This is a genomic window from Maritalea sp. (assembly GCF_047634455.1).
Taxonomy (GTDB): Bacteria; Pseudomonadota; Alphaproteobacteria; order Rhizobiales; family Devosiaceae; genus Maritalea.
The window spans coordinates 1-21,592 of record NZ_JBLIAI010000047.1; the positions used below are offsets into that span (position 1 = coordinate 1).

19 protein-coding genes, 1 tRNA gene and 1 pseudogene are annotated in these 21,592 nt (G+C 48.6%); all 21 read right to left on the bottom strand.

The window, feature by feature from the left end; genetic code table 11:
• A partial coding sequence (locus ACJAZW_RS11470; protein WP_415158229.1) for a GTP-binding protein occupies nt 1–127 on the bottom strand: 127 nt, incomplete at its 3' end.
• A 45-nt stretch (nt 128–172) separates the two neighbouring features.
• Nucleotides 173–2,266, bottom strand: coding sequence for an elongation factor G (gene fusA, locus ACJAZW_RS11475; RefSeq protein ID WP_415158193.1), 2,094 nt, complete (start codon nt 2,264–2,266; stop codon nt 173–175).
• A gap of 21 nt (nt 2,267–2,287) precedes the next feature.
• Nucleotides 2,288–2,758, bottom strand: a complete 471-nt coding sequence (rpsG, locus tag ACJAZW_RS11480; protein ID WP_415158195.1) for a 30S ribosomal protein S7 — start codon at nt 2,756–2,758, stop codon at nt 2,288–2,290.
• Between the two features lie 14 nt (nt 2,759–2,772).
• Entirely contained in the window at nt 2,773–3,144 is a 372-nt protein-coding gene (gene rpsL / locus ACJAZW_RS11485; protein WP_415158197.1) for a 30S ribosomal protein S12, read from the bottom strand.
• 563 nt (nt 3,145–3,707) lie between these two features.
• A complete protein-coding gene (rpoC, locus tag ACJAZW_RS11490) occupies nt 3,708–7,928 on the bottom strand; it encodes a DNA-directed RNA polymerase subunit beta' (RefSeq protein ID WP_415158199.1) in 4,221 nt (1,406 codons plus the stop codon).
• 91 nt (nt 7,929–8,019) lie between these two features.
• Nucleotides 8,020–12,180 (bottom strand): DNA-directed RNA polymerase subunit beta, encoded by a 4,161-nt coding sequence (rpoB, locus tag ACJAZW_RS11495; RefSeq protein WP_415158201.1) that lies wholly within the window; start codon nt 12,178–12,180, stop codon nt 8,020–8,022.
• A 200-nt stretch (nt 12,181–12,380) separates the two neighbouring features.
• Nucleotides 12,381–12,752, bottom strand: a complete 372-nt coding sequence (gene rplL, locus ACJAZW_RS11500) for a 50S ribosomal protein L7/L12 (RefSeq protein ID WP_415158203.1) — start codon at nt 12,750–12,752, stop codon at nt 12,381–12,383.
• Between the two features lie 50 nt (nt 12,753–12,802).
• Nucleotides 12,803–13,324, bottom strand: coding sequence for a 50S ribosomal protein L10 (gene rplJ, locus ACJAZW_RS11505; RefSeq protein WP_415158205.1), 522 nt, complete (start codon nt 13,322–13,324; stop codon nt 12,803–12,805).
• Nucleotides 13,325–13,687: 363 nt separating this feature from the next.
• Nucleotides 13,688–14,383, bottom strand: coding sequence for a 50S ribosomal protein L1 (gene rplA, locus ACJAZW_RS11510; protein ID WP_415158207.1), 696 nt, complete (start codon nt 14,381–14,383; stop codon nt 13,688–13,690).
• Nucleotides 14,384–14,388: 5 nt separating this feature from the next.
• Complete coding sequence (gene rplK, locus ACJAZW_RS11515; protein ID WP_415158209.1) at nt 14,389–14,817, bottom strand: 50S ribosomal protein L11; 429 nt, start codon at nt 14,815–14,817, stop codon at nt 14,389–14,391.
• 111 nt (nt 14,818–14,928) lie between these two features.
• The gene (gene nusG, locus ACJAZW_RS11520; protein ID WP_415158211.1) at nt 14,929–15,459 is read right to left on the bottom strand and encodes a transcription termination/antitermination protein NusG; all 531 of its coding nucleotides are present in this window, start codon (nt 15,457–15,459) and stop codon (nt 14,929–14,931) included.
• Nucleotides 15,460–15,492: 33 nt separating this feature from the next.
• Entirely contained in the window at nt 15,493–15,687 is a 195-nt protein-coding gene (gene secE / locus ACJAZW_RS11525; protein ID WP_415158213.1) for a preprotein translocase subunit SecE, read from the bottom strand.
• 271 nt (nt 15,688–15,958) lie between these two features.
• On the bottom strand, nt 15,959–16,597 hold the full coding sequence (locus tag ACJAZW_RS11530) for an aminotransferase class IV family protein (protein ID WP_415158215.1): 639 nt from the start codon (nt 16,595–16,597) through the stop codon (nt 15,959–15,961).
• The gene (locus tag ACJAZW_RS11535; protein ID WP_415158217.1) at nt 16,558–17,673 is read right to left on the bottom strand and encodes an aminodeoxychorismate synthase component I; all 1,116 of its coding nucleotides are present in this window, start codon (nt 17,671–17,673) and stop codon (nt 16,558–16,560) included. Before ACJAZW_RS11535 ends, ACJAZW_RS11530 begins: the two co-directional genes overlap by 40 nt.
• Before the next feature lie 107 nt (nt 17,674–17,780).
• A complete protein-coding gene (locus ACJAZW_RS11540; RefSeq protein WP_415158219.1) occupies nt 17,781–18,143 on the bottom strand; it encodes a hypothetical protein in 363 nt (120 codons plus the stop codon).
• On the bottom strand, nt 18,140–18,850 hold the full coding sequence (gene bluB, locus ACJAZW_RS11545) for a 5,6-dimethylbenzimidazole synthase (RefSeq protein WP_415158221.1): 711 nt from the start codon (nt 18,848–18,850) through the stop codon (nt 18,140–18,142). Before bluB ends, ACJAZW_RS11540 begins: the two co-directional genes overlap by 4 nt.
• A gap of 73 nt (nt 18,851–18,923) precedes the next feature.
• Nucleotides 18,924–19,796, bottom strand: a complete 873-nt coding sequence (locus ACJAZW_RS11550; RefSeq protein ID WP_415158223.1) for a YHYH protein — start codon at nt 19,794–19,796, stop codon at nt 18,924–18,926.
• A 119-nt stretch (nt 19,797–19,915) separates the two neighbouring features.
• Entirely contained in the window at nt 19,916–20,518 is a 603-nt protein-coding gene (locus ACJAZW_RS11555; protein ID WP_415158225.1) for a class I SAM-dependent methyltransferase, read from the bottom strand.
• A gap of 180 nt (nt 20,519–20,698) precedes the next feature.
• A tRNA-Trp gene (locus ACJAZW_RS11560) sits at nt 20,699–20,774 on the bottom strand.
• Between the two features lie 83 nt (nt 20,775–20,857).
• On the bottom strand, nt 20,858–21,235 hold the full coding sequence (locus ACJAZW_RS11565; RefSeq protein WP_415158227.1) for an MAPEG family protein: 378 nt from the start codon (nt 21,233–21,235) through the stop codon (nt 20,858–20,860).
• 263 nt (nt 21,236–21,498) lie between these two features.
• Nucleotides 21,499–21,592, bottom strand: a pseudogene (locus ACJAZW_RS11570) (elongation factor Tu); the annotation flags it as partial.

Here is a 21,592-nt window from a genome sequence, read left to right on the forward strand (position 1 = left end):
TACCACCTGATGCCTCAGCCAATACTTTCGTAATTGCTGCCGTCAACGTTGTCTTACCATGGTCAACGTGACCAATGGTGCCAATGTTGACGTGCGGTTTGTTCCGCTCAAACTTTTCCTTCGCCATATCGCTCTCTCCGTATTTCGTATCAGCGTAGTGCTGGCGTTAAAATTAACTGGCGCTTGCCGCCATGACTTCGTCTGCCACTTGCTGTGGCACTTGTGCATAATGATCAAAAACCATGCTAAATTGTGCACGTCCTTGGCTCATTGAGCGCAATGTATTCACATAACCAAACATGTTGGCGAGTGGTACAAACGAGTCGATTACTGTTGCGTTTCCGCGCATATCCTGGCCCTGAACTTGGCCACGACGTGAGGTCAGATCGCCGATGATAGAACCCGTATATTCTTCGGGGCTCACCACTTCAACTTTCATGATCGGCTCAAGAAGTTTGGGACCCGCGATTTTGATTGCCTCACGGAAACCAGCACGACCTGCCAACTCAAATGCCATCACCGAACTATCCACATCGTGGTAAGCGCCGTCACGCAACGTGAACTTTACGTCAACCAATGGGAAACCAGCGAGTGGGCCCGAACCCATGATAGACTTAACGCCCTTCTCAACACCTGGGATATATTCCTTTGGAATGTTACCACCAGTTACTGTGTCGGTGAATTCAAGACCAACACCTGGCTCACCAGGCTCGATTGTGAATTTGATGCGCGCAAATTGACCAGAACCACCAGATTGCTTCTTGTGGGTATAATCGTGATCCGCAACCTTAGTGATTGTCTCACGATAAGCCACTTGAGGCTGACCAATGTTCGCTTCAACGCCGAATTCGCGTTTCATACGATCAACAAGAATGTCGAGGTGCAACTCGCCCATACCTGAAATGATCGTTTGACCACTCTCTTCGTCCGATTTCACGCGGAAGCTTGGATCTTCAGCAGCAAGACGATTAAGCGCAAGACCCATCTTTTCTTGGTCAGCTTTAGTTTTTGGCTCCACAGCAATATCGATAACCGGCTCTGGGAACTCCATGCGCTCAAGAATAACTTTTGAGTTAGGCGCACAAAGCGTATCACCTGTTGTTGTGTCTTTAAGACCAACAATCGCAACAATATCACCAGCATACGCATGTTGAATTTGCTCGCGACTGTTTGAGTGCATCTCAAACATACGACCAACGCGCTCTTTTTTCTCTTTAACTGTGTTCTCAACTGCAGAACCAGCTTCAAGCGCACCAGAATAGATCCGGCAGAATGTCAATGAACCCATGTGGGGATCGTTAGCAATCTTAAACGCAAGCATTGAGAAAGGCGCGTCGTCAGAAGCTTCGCGGGTAACTTCTTGTTCTGTGCGCACGTCAATACCAGTAATAGCTGGAATATCGACAGGCGATGGAAGATAATCAACCACTGCATCAAGAAGAGGCTGTACGCCTTTGTTCTTAAACGCAGAACCACAGAATACTGGATAGAAGACCACGTCGATAGTACCACGACGAACTAGCTCACGGATCTTATCATTGTCAGGCATTACGCCTTCCAAATAAGCTTCCATAGCAGCTTCATCGACTTCAACAACTGTTTCGATCAACAGGTCACGATATTCAGCAGCTTTTTCCTTCAAGTCATCAGGGATATCAACGACATCCCACTCAGCACCAAGCGCTTCTGACTTCCAGACCAATGCATTCATCTCAATAAGGTCAACGACACCGACAAAATCGTTTTCAGCGCCGATTGGCAACTGCATAACAACCGGAATAGCACCAAGACGCTTCTTGATCATCGCAACTGAATTGTAGAAATCAGCGCCGATTTTGTCCATTTTATTGACAAAAACCATGCGCGGCACGTTGTATTTATCAGCTTGGCGCCAAACAGTTTCTGTTTGAGGCTCAACACCAGCGTTTGCATCGAGCAAAGCAACGGCACCATCAAGCACACGCAAAGAACGTTCTACTTCAATCGTAAAGTCAACGTGACCTGGTGTATCAATAATGTTGAAGCGACGCTTTTTGCCATCACGGCCAGCCCAGAATGTGGTCGTCGCAGCAGAGGTAATGGTAATACCACGCTCTTGCTCTTGCTCCATCCAATCCATTGTCGCAGCGCCATCATGCACTTCGCCAATTTTGTGGCTTTTACCAGTGTAATAAAGGATCCGCTCAGTCGTTGTGGTTTTACCCGCATCGATGTGTGCCATGATACCGAAATTGCGATAGTCTTCGATCTTATATTGGCGAGACATAGTCGTGATACCTTCTTCGATCTACCAGCGGTAGTGTGAGAATGCGCGGTTGGCATCTGCCATCCGGTGCGTATCTTCACGCTTTTTAACAGCTTGTCCGCGACCATTTAGGGCGTCCATAAGCTCGCCTGACAAACGATCAACCATCGTGTTCTCACCGCGGCCACGGGCAGCAGTAATCAACCAACGAATAGCCAATGCTTGTTGACGTTCTGTACGCACCTCAACAGGAACCTGATAAGTCGCACCACCAACGCGGCGTGAACGAACTTCAACCGACGGGCGAATGTTTTCCAAAGCCGTATGGAACACACCAACAGGGTCTTGCTTCGTCCGCTCTTCGACCAAATCGAAGGCGCCGTAAACAATACGCTCAGCGGCTGACTTCTTACCGTCAATCATAAGCGAATTCATAAATTTCGTAACAACGAGATCACCGAACTTTGGATCCGGGTTAACCTCGCGTTTTTCTGCGCGATGTCGACGTGACATATTACAACAGCTCCTTACTTAGGCCGCTTGGCGCCGTACTTAGAACGACGTTGTTTACGATCCTTGACGCTTTGAGTATCCAAAACGCCGCGCAAAATGTGATAACGTACACCTGGAAGGTCACGTACACGGCCACCACGAATAAGAACAACAGAGTGCTCTTGTAGGTTGTGACCTTCACCTGGAATATATGAAATAACTTCACGTTGGTTGGTCAGACGAACCTTCGCAACTTTACGCAACGCGGAGTTAGGTTTCTTAGGGGTCGTTGTGTACACACGGGTGCAGACGCCACGTTTCTGTGGGTTCGCTTCCATCGCAGGCACTTTGTTCCGCTTCGGCTTAGGTTGCCGAGGCTTGCGGATCAACTGATTAATGGTCGGCATATTGCTCGAACCTTCTTTTTCATCCGTTCAAAAACTCATGTTTAACAGTTCACAACAACCAACATGGCACCAGCCTCACCTCCAAAGAGGTCCGGCAGCACCAATTAATACAGAGGATTTTCCAATTTCTTGGAGAATCTTGCGTCTCGCAATTGTCGCGTCTGTTACCCGTCAGTGTGTTTGAAGCACATGTATTTCAAACCTTTTAGGTTGGTTCGAATATTGAAGTGCTTCACGACCTACTGTGAAGGTAGGGCGTTATTAGTTCGAACCGCGCCCGACGTCAAGGGTTTCTGGCATTTTTTTACCAATTCGTCATTTCCAAAGCCAAATCGCATTCATATTGAGCTGATTTACAAATTGTCATGCCAATTTTGACCATTTCAACCAAGGAAACGCAGCAAAACTCAAAAAACCCGATCAGGCTGAAGCCAATTTAGAATCGCAAATCAACGGCTTAGTGTGTTTTCCAGAATCGGTGCGCGATTTAGATGATTCATCACTTCAAAAACAAAGGGCGCCCAAAATGGACGCCCTGTGCACTGTTCAACAGAACCTAAGACTTAACTAGCAGGTTGCTCGCTGTTCTCCGGCAATGCTTCAATCCGAAGCGCATTGCGTGCTGCAAGCTCCTCGTCTGCCTGACGCTTACGCTCAGCCAAGATCAGATCATCACGCTTGCCAGAGATACGCTGTGTCTCTGCAGTAAAGGCACCTGTACCCACGGGGATCAAGCGACCAACAATGATGTTCTCTTTAAGACCTTCAAGCGGATCCGCCTTGCCGCTAACAGCAGCCTCGGTGAGCACGCGTGTTGTCTCTTGGAATGACGCCGCTGAGAAGAACGAACGCGTTTGCAGTGACGCTTTGGTGATACCCAACAGAACGGGCGAACCAACTGCTGGCTTACGGCCATCAGCGATCAAGCGTTCATTGAGTTCATCAAAATCGATCTGGTCAATATTTTCTTCTTTGATCAGACCTGAATCACCTGGGTCGTTAATCTCAACTTTTTGCAGCATCTGACGAACAATCGTTTCGATGTGTTTGTCGTTGATGCCCACACCTTGCAAGCGGTAAACCTCTTGAATTTCATTCACCAGATATCTTGCCAGTTCTTCAACACCCTTAATAGCCAGGATGTCGTGTGGTGCTGGGTTGCCATCCAGAATGTATTCGCCACGCTCAATCGGATCGCCCTCTTGAAGGTGGAATGGTTTACCTTTTGGAATAAGATATTCCGCTGGCTCCATTGTCTCATCTTGAGGTTCGATAACGATACGACGTTTGTTCTTGTAGTCACGACCGAAGCGAATTGTCCCATCGATTTCCGCAATGATTGCGTGATCTTTCGGACGACGTGCCTCAAACAATTCCGCTACCCGTGGCAAACCACCGGTAATGTCTTTTGTTTTCGCGCTCTCAAGTGGAATACGGGCAATCACGTCACCTGGGCCCACTTTCGAGCCCGGCTCAGCCGCAATAACCGCGTCCACTGACAACAGGTAACGGGCGTCACCACCTCGGTCCAATTTGGCGATTTTGCCATCTTTGCCCATAACGGTCAAAGCAGGCTTAAGATGATCACCACGTGGGTTCGAACGCCAGTCGATAACCAAGCGTTTGGTAAAGCCTGTGGCCTCGTCAGTTTGTTCCGAAACAGATGCACCATCAACCAGGTCCTCAAACCCGATTTCACCCGCAATTTCTGTCAAGATCGGACGAACATATGGATCCCACTCAGCTACCCGCTGACCAGCACTGATAGTGTCACCGGTTTCAACTTTAAGCGTTGAACCGTATGGCACTTTATGATGCCCAAGTTCGGCACCGTCTTCACCCGTGATAACCAGTTGCAACGAACGGCTCATATTGACCCATTTGCCCTCGCTATCTTTTGCGATGTTACCATTGCGGAACGACACTGTACCGGCGTGGTTGGCTTCAATGAATGAGCTGTCAACAACCTGCGCTGTACCACCAATATGGAACGTACGCATGGTGAGCTGAGTACCCGGTTCACCAATTGATTGAGCCGCGATAACACCAACGGCTTCACCCATATTGACAGGCGTACCACGAGCCAGATCGCGTCCATAACAACTGCCACAAACCCCGTGACGCTGCTTACATGTAAGAACAGAACGGATCTTAACCGAGTTAACCTTGCCTTCTTCAACGCGGTCCGCATCTGCTTCGTCCATCAACACGCCCTTTTTAACCAGCACTTCGCCAGTTTTAGGGTGCAAAATGTCTTCAGCAGAAGTCCGGCCAAGAATGCGGCTACCGATTGAAGCGATGATATTACCACTATCAATAATCGGCGTCATGGTCAGACCATCATCAGTTCCACAATCCCATGCGGTAATGATGCAATCCTGCGCAACGTCCACCAAACGACGGGTCAAATAACCCGAGTTCGCGGTTTTCATCGCTGTATCAGCCAAGCCCTTACGGGCACCGTGGGTCGAGTTAAAGTACTCGTTAACGGTCAGACCTTCTTTAAAGTTTGAGATAATCGGTGTCTCAATAATGCCGCCATCTGGACGCGCCATCAAGCCACGCATACCGGCAAGCTGCTTCATTTGAGCTGGTGATCCACGCGCACCGGAGTGTGCCATCATGTAAACCGAGTTGATCGGTTTTTGACGACCTGTCTCTTCGTCCATCTGTACAGATGAAATCCGAGCCATCATCTCGTCGGCAACTTTGTCACCACATTTGGCCCAAGCATCAACAACTTTGTTGTACTTCTCGCCGCGTGTGATCAAGCCGTCATTATATTGCTGTTCAAACTCTTCAACTTGGTGACGTGTATCATCAACAATCTTCGCTTTGGTGTCAGGGATAACCATGTCATCCTTACCAAACGAAATACCAGCTTTACACGCGTGACGGAAACCAAGTTCCATCACTTGGTCACAAAAAATCACAGTCTCTTTTTGACCACAACCACGGTAAACCGTGTCGATCAATTTCGAGACCATTTTCTTGGTCATCAACTGATTGCACGCTTCAAACGGCACTTTGTCGCTCTTGGGTAACAATTGTGCAATCATCATGCGGCCAGGAGTGGTCTCATGAATTTGCGTGTACGTGTTACCTTCCGCGTCAACGTTTGTGTACCGGCCTTTGATTTTGGTGTGCAAGGTGATGATGCCACGTGAAAGCGCATGTTCAATTTCGCCCATAGAAGCGAATGCCATGCCCTCACCAGGCTCATTGTCTGACACCAACGACAGATAATAGAGGCCCAAAACAATATCTTGCGACGGCACAATGATCGGCTGACCGTTGGCGGGGTGCAAGATGTTGTTGGTCGACATCATCAATACACGTGCTTCCAACTGCGCTTCCAAAGAAAGCGGTACGTGTACCGCCATTTGGTCACCGTCAAAGTCAGCGTTAAACGCCGCACAAACCAGCGGGTGAAGCTGGATAGCTTTACCTTCGATCAATGTTGGTTCAAACGCTTGAATGCCCAAACGGTGCAATGTAGGCGCACGGTTCAACATCACTGGGTGCTCACGAATAACTTCGTCCAAGATATCCCAAACTTCAGGACGCTCTTTTTCAACCAGTTTCTTCGCTTGCTTAACAGTGGTCGAAAGCCCCTTGGCTTCAAGACGCGAATAGATAAACGGCTTGAACAATTCAAGCGCCATCTTTTTCGGCAAACCACATTGATGCAGTTTCAATTCAGGACCAACAGTAATAACTGAACGACCAGAATAATCGACACGTTTACCAAGCAAGTTCTGACGGAAACGGCCCTGCTTACCTTTCAGCATGTCTGAAAGTGACTTCAACGGACGCTTGTTCGCACCAGTAATGGTACGGCCACGACGACCATTGTCAAACAACGCATCAACAGATTCTTGCAACATCCGTTTTTCGTTACGGATGATGATGTCAGGCGCGCGAAGCTCCATCAAACGCTTCAAACGGTTATTCCGGTTGATCACACGACGATAAAGATCGTTCAAATCAGACGTTGCAAATCGGCCACCATCCAAAGGCACCAATGGGCGCAATTCAGGCGGAATAACCGGGATCACCGTCATGATCATCCATTCAGGGCGGTTCCCTGAAACGATGAACTGCTCAACAACTTTCAAGCGCTTGCCCAATTTCTTAGGCTTCAATTCTGTGGTTGCTTCTGCAATTTCAACACGAAGTTGAGCCGCCAACTTTTCCAAGTCGAGTGACGCCAACATTTCGCGAATGGCTTCCGCACCGATCATTGCCGTAAAGCTATCGGCACCATACTCGTCTTGCGCGTCGATATATTCTTCTTCGGTAATGAGCTGATTAACAGAGAACGGGCTCAAACCTGGTTCAATGACAACATAGTGCTCGAAATAAAGCACCCGCTCGACATCCTTCAACGTCATATCGAGCAAGAGCGCGATACGAGATGGAAGTGATTTCAAGAACCAAATGTGCGCAACCGGAGCCGCCAATTCGATGTGGCCCATGCGCTCACGACGAACCCGAGACAAGGTGACTTCAACGCCACATTTCTCACAGATCACGCCTTTAAACTTCATGCGCTTATATTTGCCGCAAAGACATTCATAGTCTTTTTGCGGGCCAAATGTGCGTGCACAAAAAAGGCCGTCACGTTCTGGTTTAAACGTACGGTAATTGATCGTTTCGGGCTTTTTAATTTCACCAAAAGACCAGCTTAGAATTTTCTCAGGGCTAGCAATATTGATCTTAACTTGATCAAATACTTGTGCCTGAGCCTGCGGATTGAAAAGATCCATGACTTGATGGTTCAATTTCGTATCTCCTATGTTGCAGGCGGGGCTGGACGTCTCCAAACCCCTTCAATACCTGCGGAAAAATTAAGCGATTAAGGGTACTACTCGATTACTCGGCAGCGTCTGCAGGTTGACCTTGTTCGATCTGTTCCTGCTCTTCCTCATCCTCAAAGTCATCTTCATTTGCAGTACTCAATTCAACATTGAGACCCAATGATCTGATTTCTTTGATCAACACATTAAAGCTTTCTGGAATACCAGCTTCATATGTGTCATCGCCCCGCACAATGGCTTCGTAGACTTTTGTCCGCCCCGCAACATCATCTGATTTTACAGTGAGCATTTCTTGAAGCGTATAAGCCGCGCCGTAAGCCTCAAGCGCCCAAACTTCCATCTCACCAAAGCGTTGACCACCAAACTGTGCTTTACCACCAAGCGGCTGCTGGGTAACAAGCGAGTATGGTCCAATGGAACGCGCGTGGATTTTATCGTCCACCATGTGACCCAGTTTGAGCATGTAAATGTAACCAACAGTCACATCACGATCGAACTCTTCACCCGTACGTCCATCAATCAAGCGAGACTGACCAGAAGCTGCAAGCCCTGCTCTTTCAAGCATCACAACGATGTCAGCTTCCTTCGCACCATCAAATACTGGTGTTGCGATTGAAACGCCATTGGCGCCCAAATATTCAGACAAACGCACAATGCTGTCATCATCAAGGTCGGTCACATAATCGTCGCCAGCATAAAGCTCATTCAGCTCAGTACGTAGCGGCTCGATATTGGTTTGACCTTCACGACGATAGGTATCGTACATTTCACCAATGCGTCGGCCCATGCCAGCACAAGCCCAGCCAAGATGCGTTTCCAGAATTTGACCAACATTCATCCGACTTGGCACGCCAAGTGGGTTCAAAACGATGTCAACTGGTGTGCCGTCAGCCAAGTGAGGCATATCTTCAACAGGCATGATACGAGACACCACACCCTTGTTGCCGTGACGGCCGGCCATTTTATCGCCAGATTGGATTTTGCGCTTAGTCGCAACAAAGACTTTGACCATCTTCATCACGCCTGGTGGCAATTCGTCACCACGCTGAAGCTTATCAACTTTGTCGATGAAACGTTGTTCAAGCTGTTTGCGGCTGTCGTCATACTGACCTTGCAGCGCTTCGATTTCAGACATGACTTTGTCATCATCAACTGCAAACTGCCACCACTTAGAACGGGGCTGGCTTTCAAACACCACATCATTCAATTTGGTGCCTGCAATATAGCCCTTAGGCCCAGCAGTGGCTTCCTTGCCAAACAACATTTCTTTGAGACGCGCAAATACGTTCCGATCAAGAATTGATTGCTCGTCGTCGCGGTCTTTTGCAAGACGTTCAATCTCTTCACGTTCGATGGACATCGCACGTTCGTCTTTGTCGATGCCGTGGCGGTTAAACACACGCACTTCAATCACCGTGCCTGCATCCCCAGGCGGAACACGCAATGATGTGTCACGAACGTCAGAAGCTTTTTCCCCAAAGATTGCCCGCAAGAGCTTTTCTTCCGGTGTCATTGGGCTTTCGCCTTTTGGCGTGATCTTACCCACCAAAATGTCGCCCGCTTCAACGTCCGCACCAATATGCACAATGCCGGCTTCGTCGAGGTTTTTCAAAGCTTCTTCCGAAACATTTGGAATATCGCGTGTGATTTCCTCAGGGCCCAATTTGGTATCCCGCGCCATCACTTCGAATTCTTCCAAGTGAACAGAGGTAAAGACATCGTCTTTTACAATGTTCTCAGAAAGTAGGATTGAATCTTCGTAGTTGTAGCCATTCCAAGGCATAAACGCGACCAGCACGTTACGACCAAGTGCCAAATCGCCCATATCAGTTGATGGGCCATCAGCAATTGTATCGCCCGCATCAACATGATCACCAACAACCACCAACGGACGTTGGTTGATGCATGATGATTGGTTTGACCGCTGGAACTTCATCAAAGTGTAAATGTCCACACCCGATTTTGAAGCATCGGTTTCTTGCGTCGCACGAATAACAATCCGTGTCGCATCCACCTGATCAACAATACCAGGGCGTTTCGCAACAATCGCCGCACCACTATCACGTGCCACAACAGCTTCCATGCCCGTACCAACAAACGGTGCCTGTGCACGAAGCAATGGCACAGCCTGACGCTGCATGTTTGAGCCCATCAAAGCACGGTTCGCATCATCGTTTTCCAAGAATGGAATAAGCGACGCCGCGACCGACACAACTTGTTTTGGTGAAACGTCCATCAAGTCAATCGCTTCGCGAGGGGTCAACGACACCTCACCCGCATGACGCGATGTCACCAGATCATTTGCAAATGAACCGTCATCGGCCAATTTCGCATTGGCCTGTGCAACATTGTATTTTGCTTCTTCCATCGCTGAAAGATAAACAACGTCGTCAGTCACTTTGCCATCAACAACTTTACGGTATGGCGCTTCAATAAAGCCATACTTGTTGACGCGCGCAAATGTCGCCAAAGAGTTGATCAAACCAATGTTTGGACCCTCTGGTGTTTCAATTGGGCAGATACGACCATAGTGCGTTGTATGAACGTCACGAACTTCAAAGCCAGCACGTTCACGTGTCAAACCACCAGGGCCAAGCGCTGAAAGACGACGCTTATGCGTGATCTCAGAAAGTGGGTTGGTCTGATCCATAAACTGGGAAAGCTGTGAGGAACCAAAGAACTCACGAACCGCTGCAGCGGCAGGTTTGGCGTTGATCAAATCTTGCGGCATCACCGTGTCGATTTCGACAGATGACATACGTTCTTTGATCGCACGTTCCATGCGCAACAAGCCAAGACGGTAATGGTTTTCCATCAACTCGCCAACTGAACGCACCCGACGGTTACCAAGGTTGTCGATGTCGTCAATGTCGCCTTTGCCATCCCGCAGGTTGACCAAAGTACGAACAACTTCAACAATATCTTCTTTACGCAGAACCCGAACAGTGTCTTCGCATTCAATGTCCAAACGCATGTTCATTTTCACACGGCCAACCGCAGAAAGGTCATAACGCTCAGAATCAAAGAACAATGATTCAAACATTGCTTCAGCAGTTTCAATGGTCGGTGGCTCGCCCGGACGCATCACGCGATAGATATCAAACAACGCATCTTCACGGGATTCGTTTTTGTCGAGCGCCAATGTGTTGCGCAAATACGCACCCACATTCACATGGTCAATGTCGAGCAGCGGAATAGTCTCAAAACCAGCTTCAACCAACTTCGCCAACATGACATCGTCAATTTCGTCGCCCGCTTCAGCGTAGATTTCACCCGTTTCGATATTGATCAAATCTTCTGCAACATAATTGCCGAACAGATCAGCATCTTCAACAAATGCGTGAGTCATGCCGCCTTCGTGAAGCTTTTTCGCCGCACGTGCAGACACTTTTTTGCCGGCTTCATGAACAACGTCACCATTATCCGCATTGATAAGGTCCGTTAACGGCTTCGTGCCGCGCAACTTCTCCCAATCAAATGGCTGGCGCCAACCATCATTCGCACGGTCGTACGAAATGGTTTTGTAATATGTACTAAGGATTTCCTCAGCATCCATGCCCAACGCTTTGAGCAAAGATGTTACAGGGATTTTGCGGCGACGGTCGATGCGGGCATAAACCACATCTTTTGCATCAAATTCAATATCAAGCCATGAGCCACGGTATGGAATAATCCGCGCAGCAAACAACAATTTGCCCGATGAGTGCGATTTGCCTTTATCGTGATCAAAAAACACACCAGGTGACCGGTGCATTTGAGACACGATAACACGCTCGGTGCCGTTCACAACAAACGTACCATTGCCCGTCATAAAGGGCATGTCACCCATATAGACGTCTTGTTCTTTGATGTCTTTGACAGACTTCGCGCCAGTTTCTTCGTCGATTTCAAACACGATCAGACGCAGTGTGACCTTTAGCGGCGAAGCAAATGTCATGTCGCGCTGACGACATTCATCTACATCATATTTTGGTTGTTCAAACTCATAAGACACAAAGTCTAATGACGCTGTGTTTGCAAAGTCAGAAATTGGAAATACTGACTTAAAGACTGACTGAAGACCCTTGTCCTCGCGACCACCCTCTGGGGCGTCAACGATCAAAAACTGATCATATGATGCTTTTTGAACTTCAATTAGGTTTGGCATTTCGATGACTTCTCGAATGCTGCCAAAGGATTTGCGTACTTTGCGACGACCCTGATAGGTGGTGGTCATGCCCGCTCCTATGTTTTGAAATGCTTTAAGGGCAACTGTCCAGAATACCGACAATCAGCCGTCGGTACTCGGGACATCTGCCCTGTTGTTTGTTTACCGCAACTTCGCCCGCCAGATGTAACGGACCAGTTTATTTCGCTCGAATTACGCCAAGCGAGAAGAAAGTGACGCGGCGCTTATACCGCGTCACTTCCAAAGACTTACTTAAGTTCAACACCTGCGCCAGCGGCTTCAAGTTTAGCTTTAAGCTCTTCAGCTTCAGCTTTTGAAACGCCTTCTTTAACAGCTTTAGGTGCACCTTCAACAAGGTCTTTAGCTTCTTTCAAGCCAAGACCAGTGATTGCGCGAACTTCTTTAATCACGTTGATTTTCTTTTCGCCTGCAGAAGTCAGAATTACATCGAATTCTGTTTGCTCTTCAGCAGCTTCAACAGCAGCGCCGCCAGCAGCAGCAGCTGCAACTGGAGCCGCAGCAGAAACGCCCCATTTTTCTTCCAACATTGTAGAAAGCTCTGAAGCTTCCAAAACAGTTAGGGCAGATAGATCGTCAACGAGCTTTGCTAGATCAGCCATTGTATTTTCCTTTAAATTTCAATTCGAACTGTGGTTTTGACGCGAAGGCGCTATGCCGCTTCTTCGCCCTTTGTAGAATATGCTGAGATAACTCGAGCAATTTGCCCGCCAGGTGCATTAAGGATTGCAGCGATATTTGTTGCAGGTTGTTTAACCAGACCAGCAAGTTTCGCACGCAATTCATCAAGACTTGGAAGTTCAGCCAATGCCGCGACTTGTGTAGAGTCGAGTTTGGTTTCACCCATCGCGCCGCCAAGAATAACGAACTTGTCGTTAGCTTTGGCGAACTTGGCAGAAATTTTTGCTGCCGTAATAGGATCTGCCGCATAGGTTAGAACTGTTGGACCGGTAAGAAATTCACCGAAATCCGCAATATCAGCATTTTCAAGAGCGAGCTTGGCAAGGCGGTTCTTCGCAACTTTGACTTGGCCACCAGCTTGTTTCATCTGCACGCGCAGATCTTCCATTTTGGCGACTGTTAAGCCTGAATAATGAGCGACAACGACAGAACCAGACGCGTTAAACGCATCTTGCAATGACGAGATCAGCTCTTGCTTTTCCGCTTTATCCACTGCTTCTCTCCACTAAAGGTTCAAGGAGTTCCTCAAACCGTTACAGTTTTGATGTTTCGCTTGCCCAAATCAGATCAAACAAGACAAAACAACGGTGAAATGCCTGCCAACCTGAAGTGACCAAACAAAGCTTGGGCAAAACTGGTTTGTTCGAACCGAAACATGATTTTACCCATTCGGGCGAATTCTGTGTCGGTTGTCACGCCGTCTATTGTTGGCTGGAATATTAAGCCTCTTGCGAAGCGCCTACAGTCTCGGACAGGTCTTAACCCAAATCCCAGTTGCCCGGAACTTGAAATCGGGTGATTAAAACCACCCGAATTCTTTTGTATGAACGCGCAAGCGTTCGTCTTCGCTCAGCCGTTAAGCTTGAACTGAAGACACATCAACATGAACGCCAGGGCCCATTGATGATGTCAGCGCAACACGCAACATGTACGTACCTTTTGCACCAGCCGGTTTAGCTTTTTGAACCGCATCGGCAAACGCTTTTACGTTCTCAGCCAATTGGGCGTCTTCAAATGAAGCCTTACCAACTCCAGCGTGCAAAATACCTGCTTTTTCAACGCGGAACTCAACTGAACCCGCTTTTGCAGCTTCAACAGCAGTTTTCACGTCAGGTGTCACTGTGCCCACTTTCGGGTTTGGCATCAGGTTACGAGGACCCAAAACTTTACCCAAACGACCAACAAGTGGCATCATGTCTGGCGTTGCGATACAACGATCAAAGTTGATGTTGCCTTTAAGCACTTCTTCAACAAGATCTTCAGCACCAACAATATCAGCACCAGCGGCTGTTGCTTCGTCAGCTTTCGCATCACGAGCAAAAACAGCAACCCGGACCGTACGGCCCGTACCATTTGGTAGCGCGACTACACCGCGAACCATTTGGTCAGCATGGCGAGGATCAACACCCAAGTTAATTGCAACTTCGATTGTTTCATCGAACTTGGCAGTTGCATTGCTTTTTACAAGCGCAATAGCTTCGTCCAATGTGTAGAGTTTTTTGCGGTCAACAGCTTCACGAGCAGCGACAGAACGTTTACCTAGTTTAGCCATTCTCGTTACCCCTGAACCTCAAGACCCATAGCGCGAGCTGAACCTGCGATTTGTGCCATCGCTGCTTCAATTGTGTCCGCGTTTAGATCTTGGATTTTCTTTTCTGCGATTTCGCGCAACTGGTCTTGCGTAATCTTACCCGCAACTTCATGACCAGGCTTTTGTGAACCTTTAGGCAAGCCCAAAGCTTTCAACAAGAAATAGCTCACAGGCGGTTGCTTCATTGTGTAGGTGAAGCTTTTGTCCGCGAAAATGGTAATCGTTACCGGAATCGGTGAACTTTTTTCCATTTCCTGAGTTGCAGCGTTGAAACCCTTACAGAATTCCATGATGTTCAAACCGCGTTGACCCAAAGCAGGACCAATCGGGGGTGACGGCGTAGCAGCGCCAGCCGGCACTTGGAGCTTCAAGTAGCCCTCAATCTTCTTTGCCATTTTGTTGCCTTTTCAAATGCGCCCGCATCATGCGGGCATTCACAACAGTGTGGTGCAAGGTTTGATGCGCTGATATGGCTAACCAGCACCCTCTCCCACACGATTTAATGGTTAGGCTTTTTCAACCTGACCATATTCCAACTCGACCGGAGTAGCCCGACCGAAAATAGAAACTTCAACTTTGAGGCGAGCGCGCTCCTCGTCAACTTCTTCAACAATCCCGTTAAAGCTAGCAAACGGCCCGTCCGCCACGCGAACAGATTCACCAACCTCAAAGCTGATTGATGGTTTAGGTCGCTCAACACCTTCTTGTACCTGATGCAAAATCGAATTCGCTTCGGCTTCTGAAATTGGGATCGGCTTATGCTGTGATCCCAAGAAACCCGTAACCTTTGGCGTATTCTTGATCAGGTGAAATGCTTCGTCGGTCAATTCCATTTTCACAAGAACATAACCGGGAAAAAATTTGCGCTCTGCATCAACCTTGCGGCCGCGGCGCACTTCAACAACCTTCTCGGTTGGCACGAGCACAGCATCAAAAAGATGATCAAGCCCTGAAGCGATAATCTTCTCTTGAATAGACTCGGCGACTTTGCGCTCGAAGTTTGAATAGGCCTGGACGATATACCAGCGTTTTGCCATCAGTAAAAAACCTTGCCGTTCACTTTACAATGCTTAGCCAATGCTAAGCAGCAATCCTACAAACCAAGCTACAATTTGGTCCGCCAATAAAAAGAACACACTTGCCAGTGTCACCATGACCAAAACCATGATGGTTGAAACCAAAGTTTCATTTCGGGTCGGCCATACGACCTTTGCAACTTCCGTACGGACTTGCTGCAAAAATGTGAACGGATTTGTCCGAGCCATAAAATTCCCTTGAGTTTCAACACGAAACTATGTCCGTGTGCCCATAACCAAATAGCCGCGCGAGTCGCCCGCACGGCTGGAAGTGGTGTAATAAACCTTAAGAAATCAAAACGCAACCCCTTTTGGCGCTCATAAATCAGTGTGATTTGGCGGTCCGAACCTGCGGTGCGTCATTTATATAGAATTGTTGACCGGTTTTCAATAGCGGAACCCAGATATCCATTCGGGCATTGCCTGCTTTTGTGTCGTTTCGTGCCTATTCAGTTAGGGTCTAAACCAATTGCGCTTTGATCATTCCACGCAGGGAATTGCCTACATATAGAGAAACCGCGCTCTTTAGATCGTTCGGCCGCAAAACCATTTCGCGCGCTTTGCCGCACTCCAACAATTCTTGACGCAAGATGCCGGGCAGCAAGCCAGACGACAAAGGCGGCGTAACAAACCCCTCGCCCAAGTCCGCATATAAGTTCGTGATTGTGCCTTCGCATACTTCGCCGCGCTCATTCAGAACAATCAGCTCGTCTATGCCTTTGGGCAATTCAGCCCGCAACTGGTTGTACAATTCTCGCTGAGTGGTTTTGGTTTGCAACCACGGATCATCTGAACGCACACGCTCTTCAGCTATCGCAATTGTCCAAACCGTGTCCGGCGGCAAAGGCACAAAATCCCAAGTTTCGATTTGAACGTCATTTTCAAAACCAACAGATAGGCGAAGTCGCTGGGGGCCAGCTCCTTTGATCACGGATAGAATACTCGCAATGTTCCCCGCTTCAATCCCAAGCTGCGCGCAGCCACGCGTGAGCCGCGCCAGATGCAGATCCAACCGATGCACGCCTTTGTCTGGCGTCCATAACATGGTCTCAAAAACTCTTAGGTCTTTTGGAGCATGGTCGCGAAGCGCGCTTTCCATAATGCCTCTTCATATTCAGATGTTGCGGTACTGTCATAAACAACACCGCCCCCCACATTCAACGTCACATGACTATTTTCAACCATCAAGGTGCGGATGGCCACATTAAACTCGCTTCGACCATCTGGTGCAAACCAGCCGATGCTGCCGCAATAGATATCGCGCGGCCAAGGCTCCAAATCATTGATCACTTCCATCGCCCGGATTTTTGGCGCACCGGTGATCGACCCGCAAGGAAACAGCGCTTGCAATATACCACCCAGCCGCACGTCTTTTCTCAGTAGCCCCTGCACCAAACTGGTCATTTGATGCACTGTGGCAAAACTCTCCACTTGAAACAGTTCTGGCACTTTGACGGACCCAATTTCAGAGATCCGCGACAGATCATTGCGCATCAGATCAACAATCATCAGATTTTCGGCGCGGTTTTTCTGATCTTTAGCCAAAAAATTCCGACGCCGCGCATCCTCCTGAGGGTTTTCAGCGCGCGGTTGGGTGCCCTTCATCGGACGTGTTTGTATTCTGCCATCCGCTGACGTGGAGAAAAACAATTCAGGCGAACGAGAAAGTATGCTTGGCAAATTTGTTTGATCTACTCGTGCGCCATATCTCACTGGCTGCACGCCAGATAGAGCGGCGTAAAGCTGATCAAGATCACCATCATACCGTCCATCAATTGGAAAGGTCAGGTTCGCCTGATAAATGTCGCCCGCTTCAATATAGTCATGCACCACATCGAAAACCTTGCGATAGGTCTGCTCATCCCATCTGGGTCGCAGTTCATCCAGCTTCGCGTTTCCCAATGGCATCGACACTTCATCGCTGTCATCAAACACCCCAAAACGCAACAATGGCAAACGCCGATTGCTGGGCATTCTGTGATGCAAACAGGCTTCCAGCGCATAGCCAAGTTCATAAGTGGCGTAACCGGCGAGCCATTTCCCGCTTATGCATGCAGCATCCAACGCCGCCAACGCCGCAGGCACATCGGCAATTTCGTTGGCTTGAATAATGTTGATCGGATCGCAAAAACGCACAGGCGTATCATTCGGTCCCTGATCAAATTGGAGGTTCATTTGCGATCCTGTAGCAGCGGCAGAATTTGAACTACGCCTCTTCTATTGCCTGAGCTTGAAACGATGCAAGCGATAACCTGCGGGGAACAAGGCAATAGCGGCACGAATTACAGAAATGCAATTTCCGGTAATAAAGGCGCAATCAGAAGCGCAAACGCCAGCACAACGGGATAAGCCGCTGCAAACTTCATCGTTAGCATGTTGCTGATGTCTTTATCACGCCAAAGCAACACAAGAGCGATAGGGAAAAGCCCAAACATATAAATCGGGCTGGTGAAATTAATACCCAGGCTGAAAAAGCCCATGACACAGGCAACGCTGATCCCAAACTTCACATTCTTGATGAAATCATCACTTTTCCACACGCCATAGAGGCCGACCGGGAAAAAGATCAGCACCCAAGCAATGACCAAAGTCTTGCTGACATACCAATCGCCCTTGTCCCCAGCCAAAGCTGCCTCTTCGCTCATTGCTTTTCCCAACTTTCGTGCATAATCAGATCATCAAGCGGCAATCGTTGGCGCCAGCCCTTTATTTGAAGCTCAGGTTCCTCATAAAGCTCATCCACATATCCCACACAAAGATAAGCAATGATTTCAATTCCCTCTGGGATGTCTAGGATCTGCCGCATTTGCGCTTCGTGATATATTGAAACCCACCCCACGCCGACGCCCTCGGCGCGCGCAGCCAGCCAGAGATTTTGCACCGCACAAACGGTGCTATATTGCGCCATCTGAGGATTGTGAGTCCGCCCTATTCCTGTTTTGCCATTACGATTGGGGTCACAAGTAACGCAAATATTGAGCGGTGCCTTGACGATGCCCTCAAGCTTTAGATTTTGGTATAATGCCTTGCGTTCACCGACAAACTGCTCTGCCTCTTCGGCCTGTGCCGTCCTAAAAGCGCATTCGACTTTTTGGCGTTGCGCCAACGATTTGATCAGCAAAAAATTCCAAGGTTGCATGAAACCAACAGAGGGCGCCGCGTGTGCAGCGCCCAAAATCCGACGTAAAACATCTTCTTGAATTGGCGTGGGCAAAAACTGATCACGCACATCGCGCCGTGTTTTTATTGCCCGATAAACCGCTGTGCGTTCACTTTCAGAAAATGCAAGATTCTCTTTGGCGTTGTTACGAACCACAACTTCGCGAAAATGTGAACTCAAATCAGCAGGCATGTTTGCAACTCCAATAGGATGCTAGAATTCTATCTCTAACCACATTATTGAATTTTTGCTACCACGCCCGATGCTATTTCACGGGCGTGCCAACAAAACAACCGATTGTGTATGGATACTCATCCGTCAGGTGATAATGATAAATGTCTTGCTCTGTATCATCCCAAACCACTGTTTCGGTGTGGCCATGACACGCATCCAGATCATCATTACTCAAGTGCTTTGCGTTAGCTCCTTCCACGCCATAAATACCAAAACCATCTAAGGCATAACCAACAAGCCCTGAATGCCCGTCAGATGTTTCTGCCTGAGACACCATGCAGCTGGAGGCGTTGTGATAGTGATACATGCCCTCGCGCTCCGGATGGCCGCCACAATCGTCCTGAATTTCATGCGCTGGTGCATCATCACCGCGCGCATCAAGCGCATTAAAAATCGCGGCCCCGCTCAATGAAATGCCGATCATGCCCATTGGCACACAACTTACAGAACTCGCGACCTCTGGTTGCGCTGGCAGTTCCAACGAAAAGTTTTGTGCCTTGATCGAATTTGGATTGCGATCATAATTAACCGCGTCGTCACTGCGCTGTACGGGATAAACACCCGTTGCGTGGGTTGGCAGTAAATCAGAAATTATGACGCGTGTGTTGCCGCTCAAACTGACTTGCACGCCGCCGCCAGCCCACATCACATCGCCGTCCACCGTCGGCTTTAATTCAGGATACCAATTGTCACCCACAATCCAGTCGCCGCTTGCCTGTGCGCCCGGCGCATTTGGGTTGAAGCGTTGTTGGCAAGAATAAACATTATCAGATTGCGCTGAGGACGAAACCTGCCCGTCACCCAACGGAAGTTTATTATCGTGCGCATAAACTGGCGTCGTTAGCATTGGTGCAACCAGGGCAAGCGCTGCAAATATCGTTTTTGAATTTTGCCTAAAAGTCATCATTTGATCCTTTGGCCCCCCGGCTCCCTAAAAACATAGGGGCGCAAATTCGACCGGCCAAATTAAGCTTTGGACAGGTAGATTACAATTTGCCCATGCACCCGCGCAGCAATTCCTATTCAACCCACCATAAAAACATCATAGCGGGTGGATTTTCCTAGAATTTGATGGGAACACTTTTGTATGCCCTCAATCGGATCAGCCTTTGCAGGCCACTTCAGCACCACGCGATTCTGTGCATGTTTGAGTGCCACACGCACCAGATCAGCAGCATCATGGTCAGCCCCAACAATCTCGCGCACCTGACGTAGCTCACGCTTCACAAGCGCCGAGTTTTTCCGTTCAGGATGCATGGGATCAATCAAAATCGCTTCGCCTGCCAATTCAGGCAACAGGTGTTTGGCATCGCCTTTCACCAGGGTCATGCGACCAATAATGTCACGAAACTCACCGCCCTCATCAAAAGCCCGCTGCATGCCGTCAACCAACAAAGCTTGCATTTGTTCCGAGCGTTCGATCAATACAACTTGCGCACCAAGCGAAGCCAACAAAAAAGCATCCCGACCCAACCCGGCGGTCGCGTCAATAATCGTTGGCGTTTTGCCCGCGCGCAAACCCATTGCCTTGGGCAGCGCCTGCCCGCGCCCGCCGCCAAACCGCAGCCGATGCGCAACAGCGCCACTGACAAAATCAACCCGCAATTCCCCAGCAAGCTTTGTCATTTATGGCTCATCATATTTGTACAAACATCAGTACCTGCGTACAGTTCTTTAAGTCCAGTTAGCACGCTACTTCTAACCCAAACCGGGTCGAGATTGTCAAACCTTCGAAAAAAACTGTCAAACCTTTGTATTTGCGAAAATTTCACAATCCATTTATACCAACAATTTCAATGATTTAAATGGCAGGGGCGGAGAGACTCGAACTCACGACCCTCGGTTTTGGAGACCGATGCTCTACCAACTGAGCTACACCCCTGCATGAAGCGACGAAAGCCGCTGGCAAGGTCTAATGCCAACGGCCAATTCATTCAAGTCCAATTATGTGCTTTTTTGATATTTCTACCCGAAAAATGGCAATGCCATAATCACAAGACCCGCAAAGCCGACAACCCAAACAATCGAGCGCAACCACGGTACCGCCAAAATATAGGCGACAACATAAACCACCCGTGCGCCCAAAAACAATTCAGCCCCACCCAATGCGGCAACCTCGTAGCCCTTTACAATCGACAAGATCGCGAGCGGCAAAAACAGAAATAGGCTTTCTTGTAGATTGGTCAGCGCCCGCTCCGCGCGTTGCCCCGACAAAGGCAGCGAGGGCAAATCATCGCGACTGCCCACATAGCGGTTCAAACCAATTTGTGAGAACCGCATAATCGCGGGCGTATAAAGCTGCACAAAATAAAGTGCAAGCACTACCAATATCATATTCGTCATAACGCATCTCCTCTGGCACGTAGCCAGTTTCACCAAAGCACACAAGCCGCTTTTTTACACAAATTGTTCGGCCAAATTGAATCACAGCAGAACACAGTGCGGCAAAGGCACGATAAGCAAAACAAACCCATATTCCAAACGCTAGTTTTACCGAAAATAGCGTAACGCGTTTTGTTGCCACAATGGGCGGCTGAAACTTGAGAAATTACAATAAAAAGGGCGACCAAAAGGCCGCCCTAAATTCGGTCTAAGACTTTAAAAGACTACTCGATGATTTTTGAAACGACGCCGGCACCAACGGTACGGCCACCTTCACGAATAGCGAAGCGCAGTTGCGCTTCCATCGCGATCGGCACA

Coding starts and splice junctions, on each gene's coding strand:
- ACJAZW_RS11530 (WP_415158215.1), bottom strand. CDS start 16,597: ATGGAAAGCGCGCTTCGCGACCATGCTCCAAAAGACCTAAGAGTTTTT.
- ACJAZW_RS11540 (WP_415158219.1), bottom strand. CDS start 18,143: ATGAGCGAAGAGGCAGCTTTGGCTGGGGACAAGGGCGATTGGTATGTC.
- rplL (WP_415158203.1), bottom strand. CDS start 12,752: ATGGCTGATCTAGCAAAGCTCGTTGACGATCTATCTGCCCTAACTGTT.
- rplA (WP_415158207.1), bottom strand. CDS start 14,383: ATGGCTAAACTAGGTAAACGTTCTGTCGCTGCTCGTGAAGCTGTTGAC.
- fusA (WP_415158193.1), bottom strand. CDS start 2,266: ATGTCTCGCCAATATAAGATCGAAGACTATCGCAATTTCGGTATCATG.
- ACJAZW_RS11555 (WP_415158225.1), bottom strand. CDS start 20,518: ATGACAAAGCTTGCTGGGGAATTGCGGGTTGATTTTGTCAGTGGCGCT.
- rpsL (WP_415158197.1), bottom strand. CDS start 3,144: ATGCCGACCATTAATCAGTTGATCCGCAAGCCTCGGCAACCTAAGCCG.
- bluB (WP_415158221.1), bottom strand. CDS start 18,850: ATGCCTGCTGATTTGAGTTCACATTTTCGCGAAGTTGTGGTTCGTAAC.
- ACJAZW_RS11535 (WP_415158217.1), bottom strand. CDS start 17,673: ATGAACCTCCAATTTGATCAGGGACCGAATGATACGCCTGTGCGTTTT.
- secE (WP_415158213.1), bottom strand. CDS start 15,687: ATGGCTCGGACAAATCCGTTCACATTTTTGCAGCAAGTCCGTACGGAA.
- rpoB (WP_415158201.1), bottom strand. CDS start 12,180: ATGACCACCACCTATCAGGGTCGTCGCAAAGTACGCAAATCCTTTGGC.
- nusG (WP_415158211.1), bottom strand. CDS start 15,459: ATGGCAAAACGCTGGTATATCGTCCAGGCCTATTCAAACTTCGAGCGC.
- ACJAZW_RS11565 (WP_415158227.1), bottom strand. CDS start 21,235: ATGACGAATATGATATTGGTAGTGCTTGCACTTTATTTTGTGCAGCTT.
- ACJAZW_RS11550 (WP_415158223.1), bottom strand. CDS start 19,796: ATGACTTTTAGGCAAAATTCAAAAACGATATTTGCAGCGCTTGCCCTG.
- rplK (WP_415158209.1), bottom strand. CDS start 14,817: ATGGCAAAGAAGATTGAGGGCTACTTGAAGCTCCAAGTGCCGGCTGGC.
- rpsG (WP_415158195.1), bottom strand. CDS start 2,758: ATGTCACGTCGACATCGCGCAGAAAAACGCGAGGTTAACCCGGATCCA.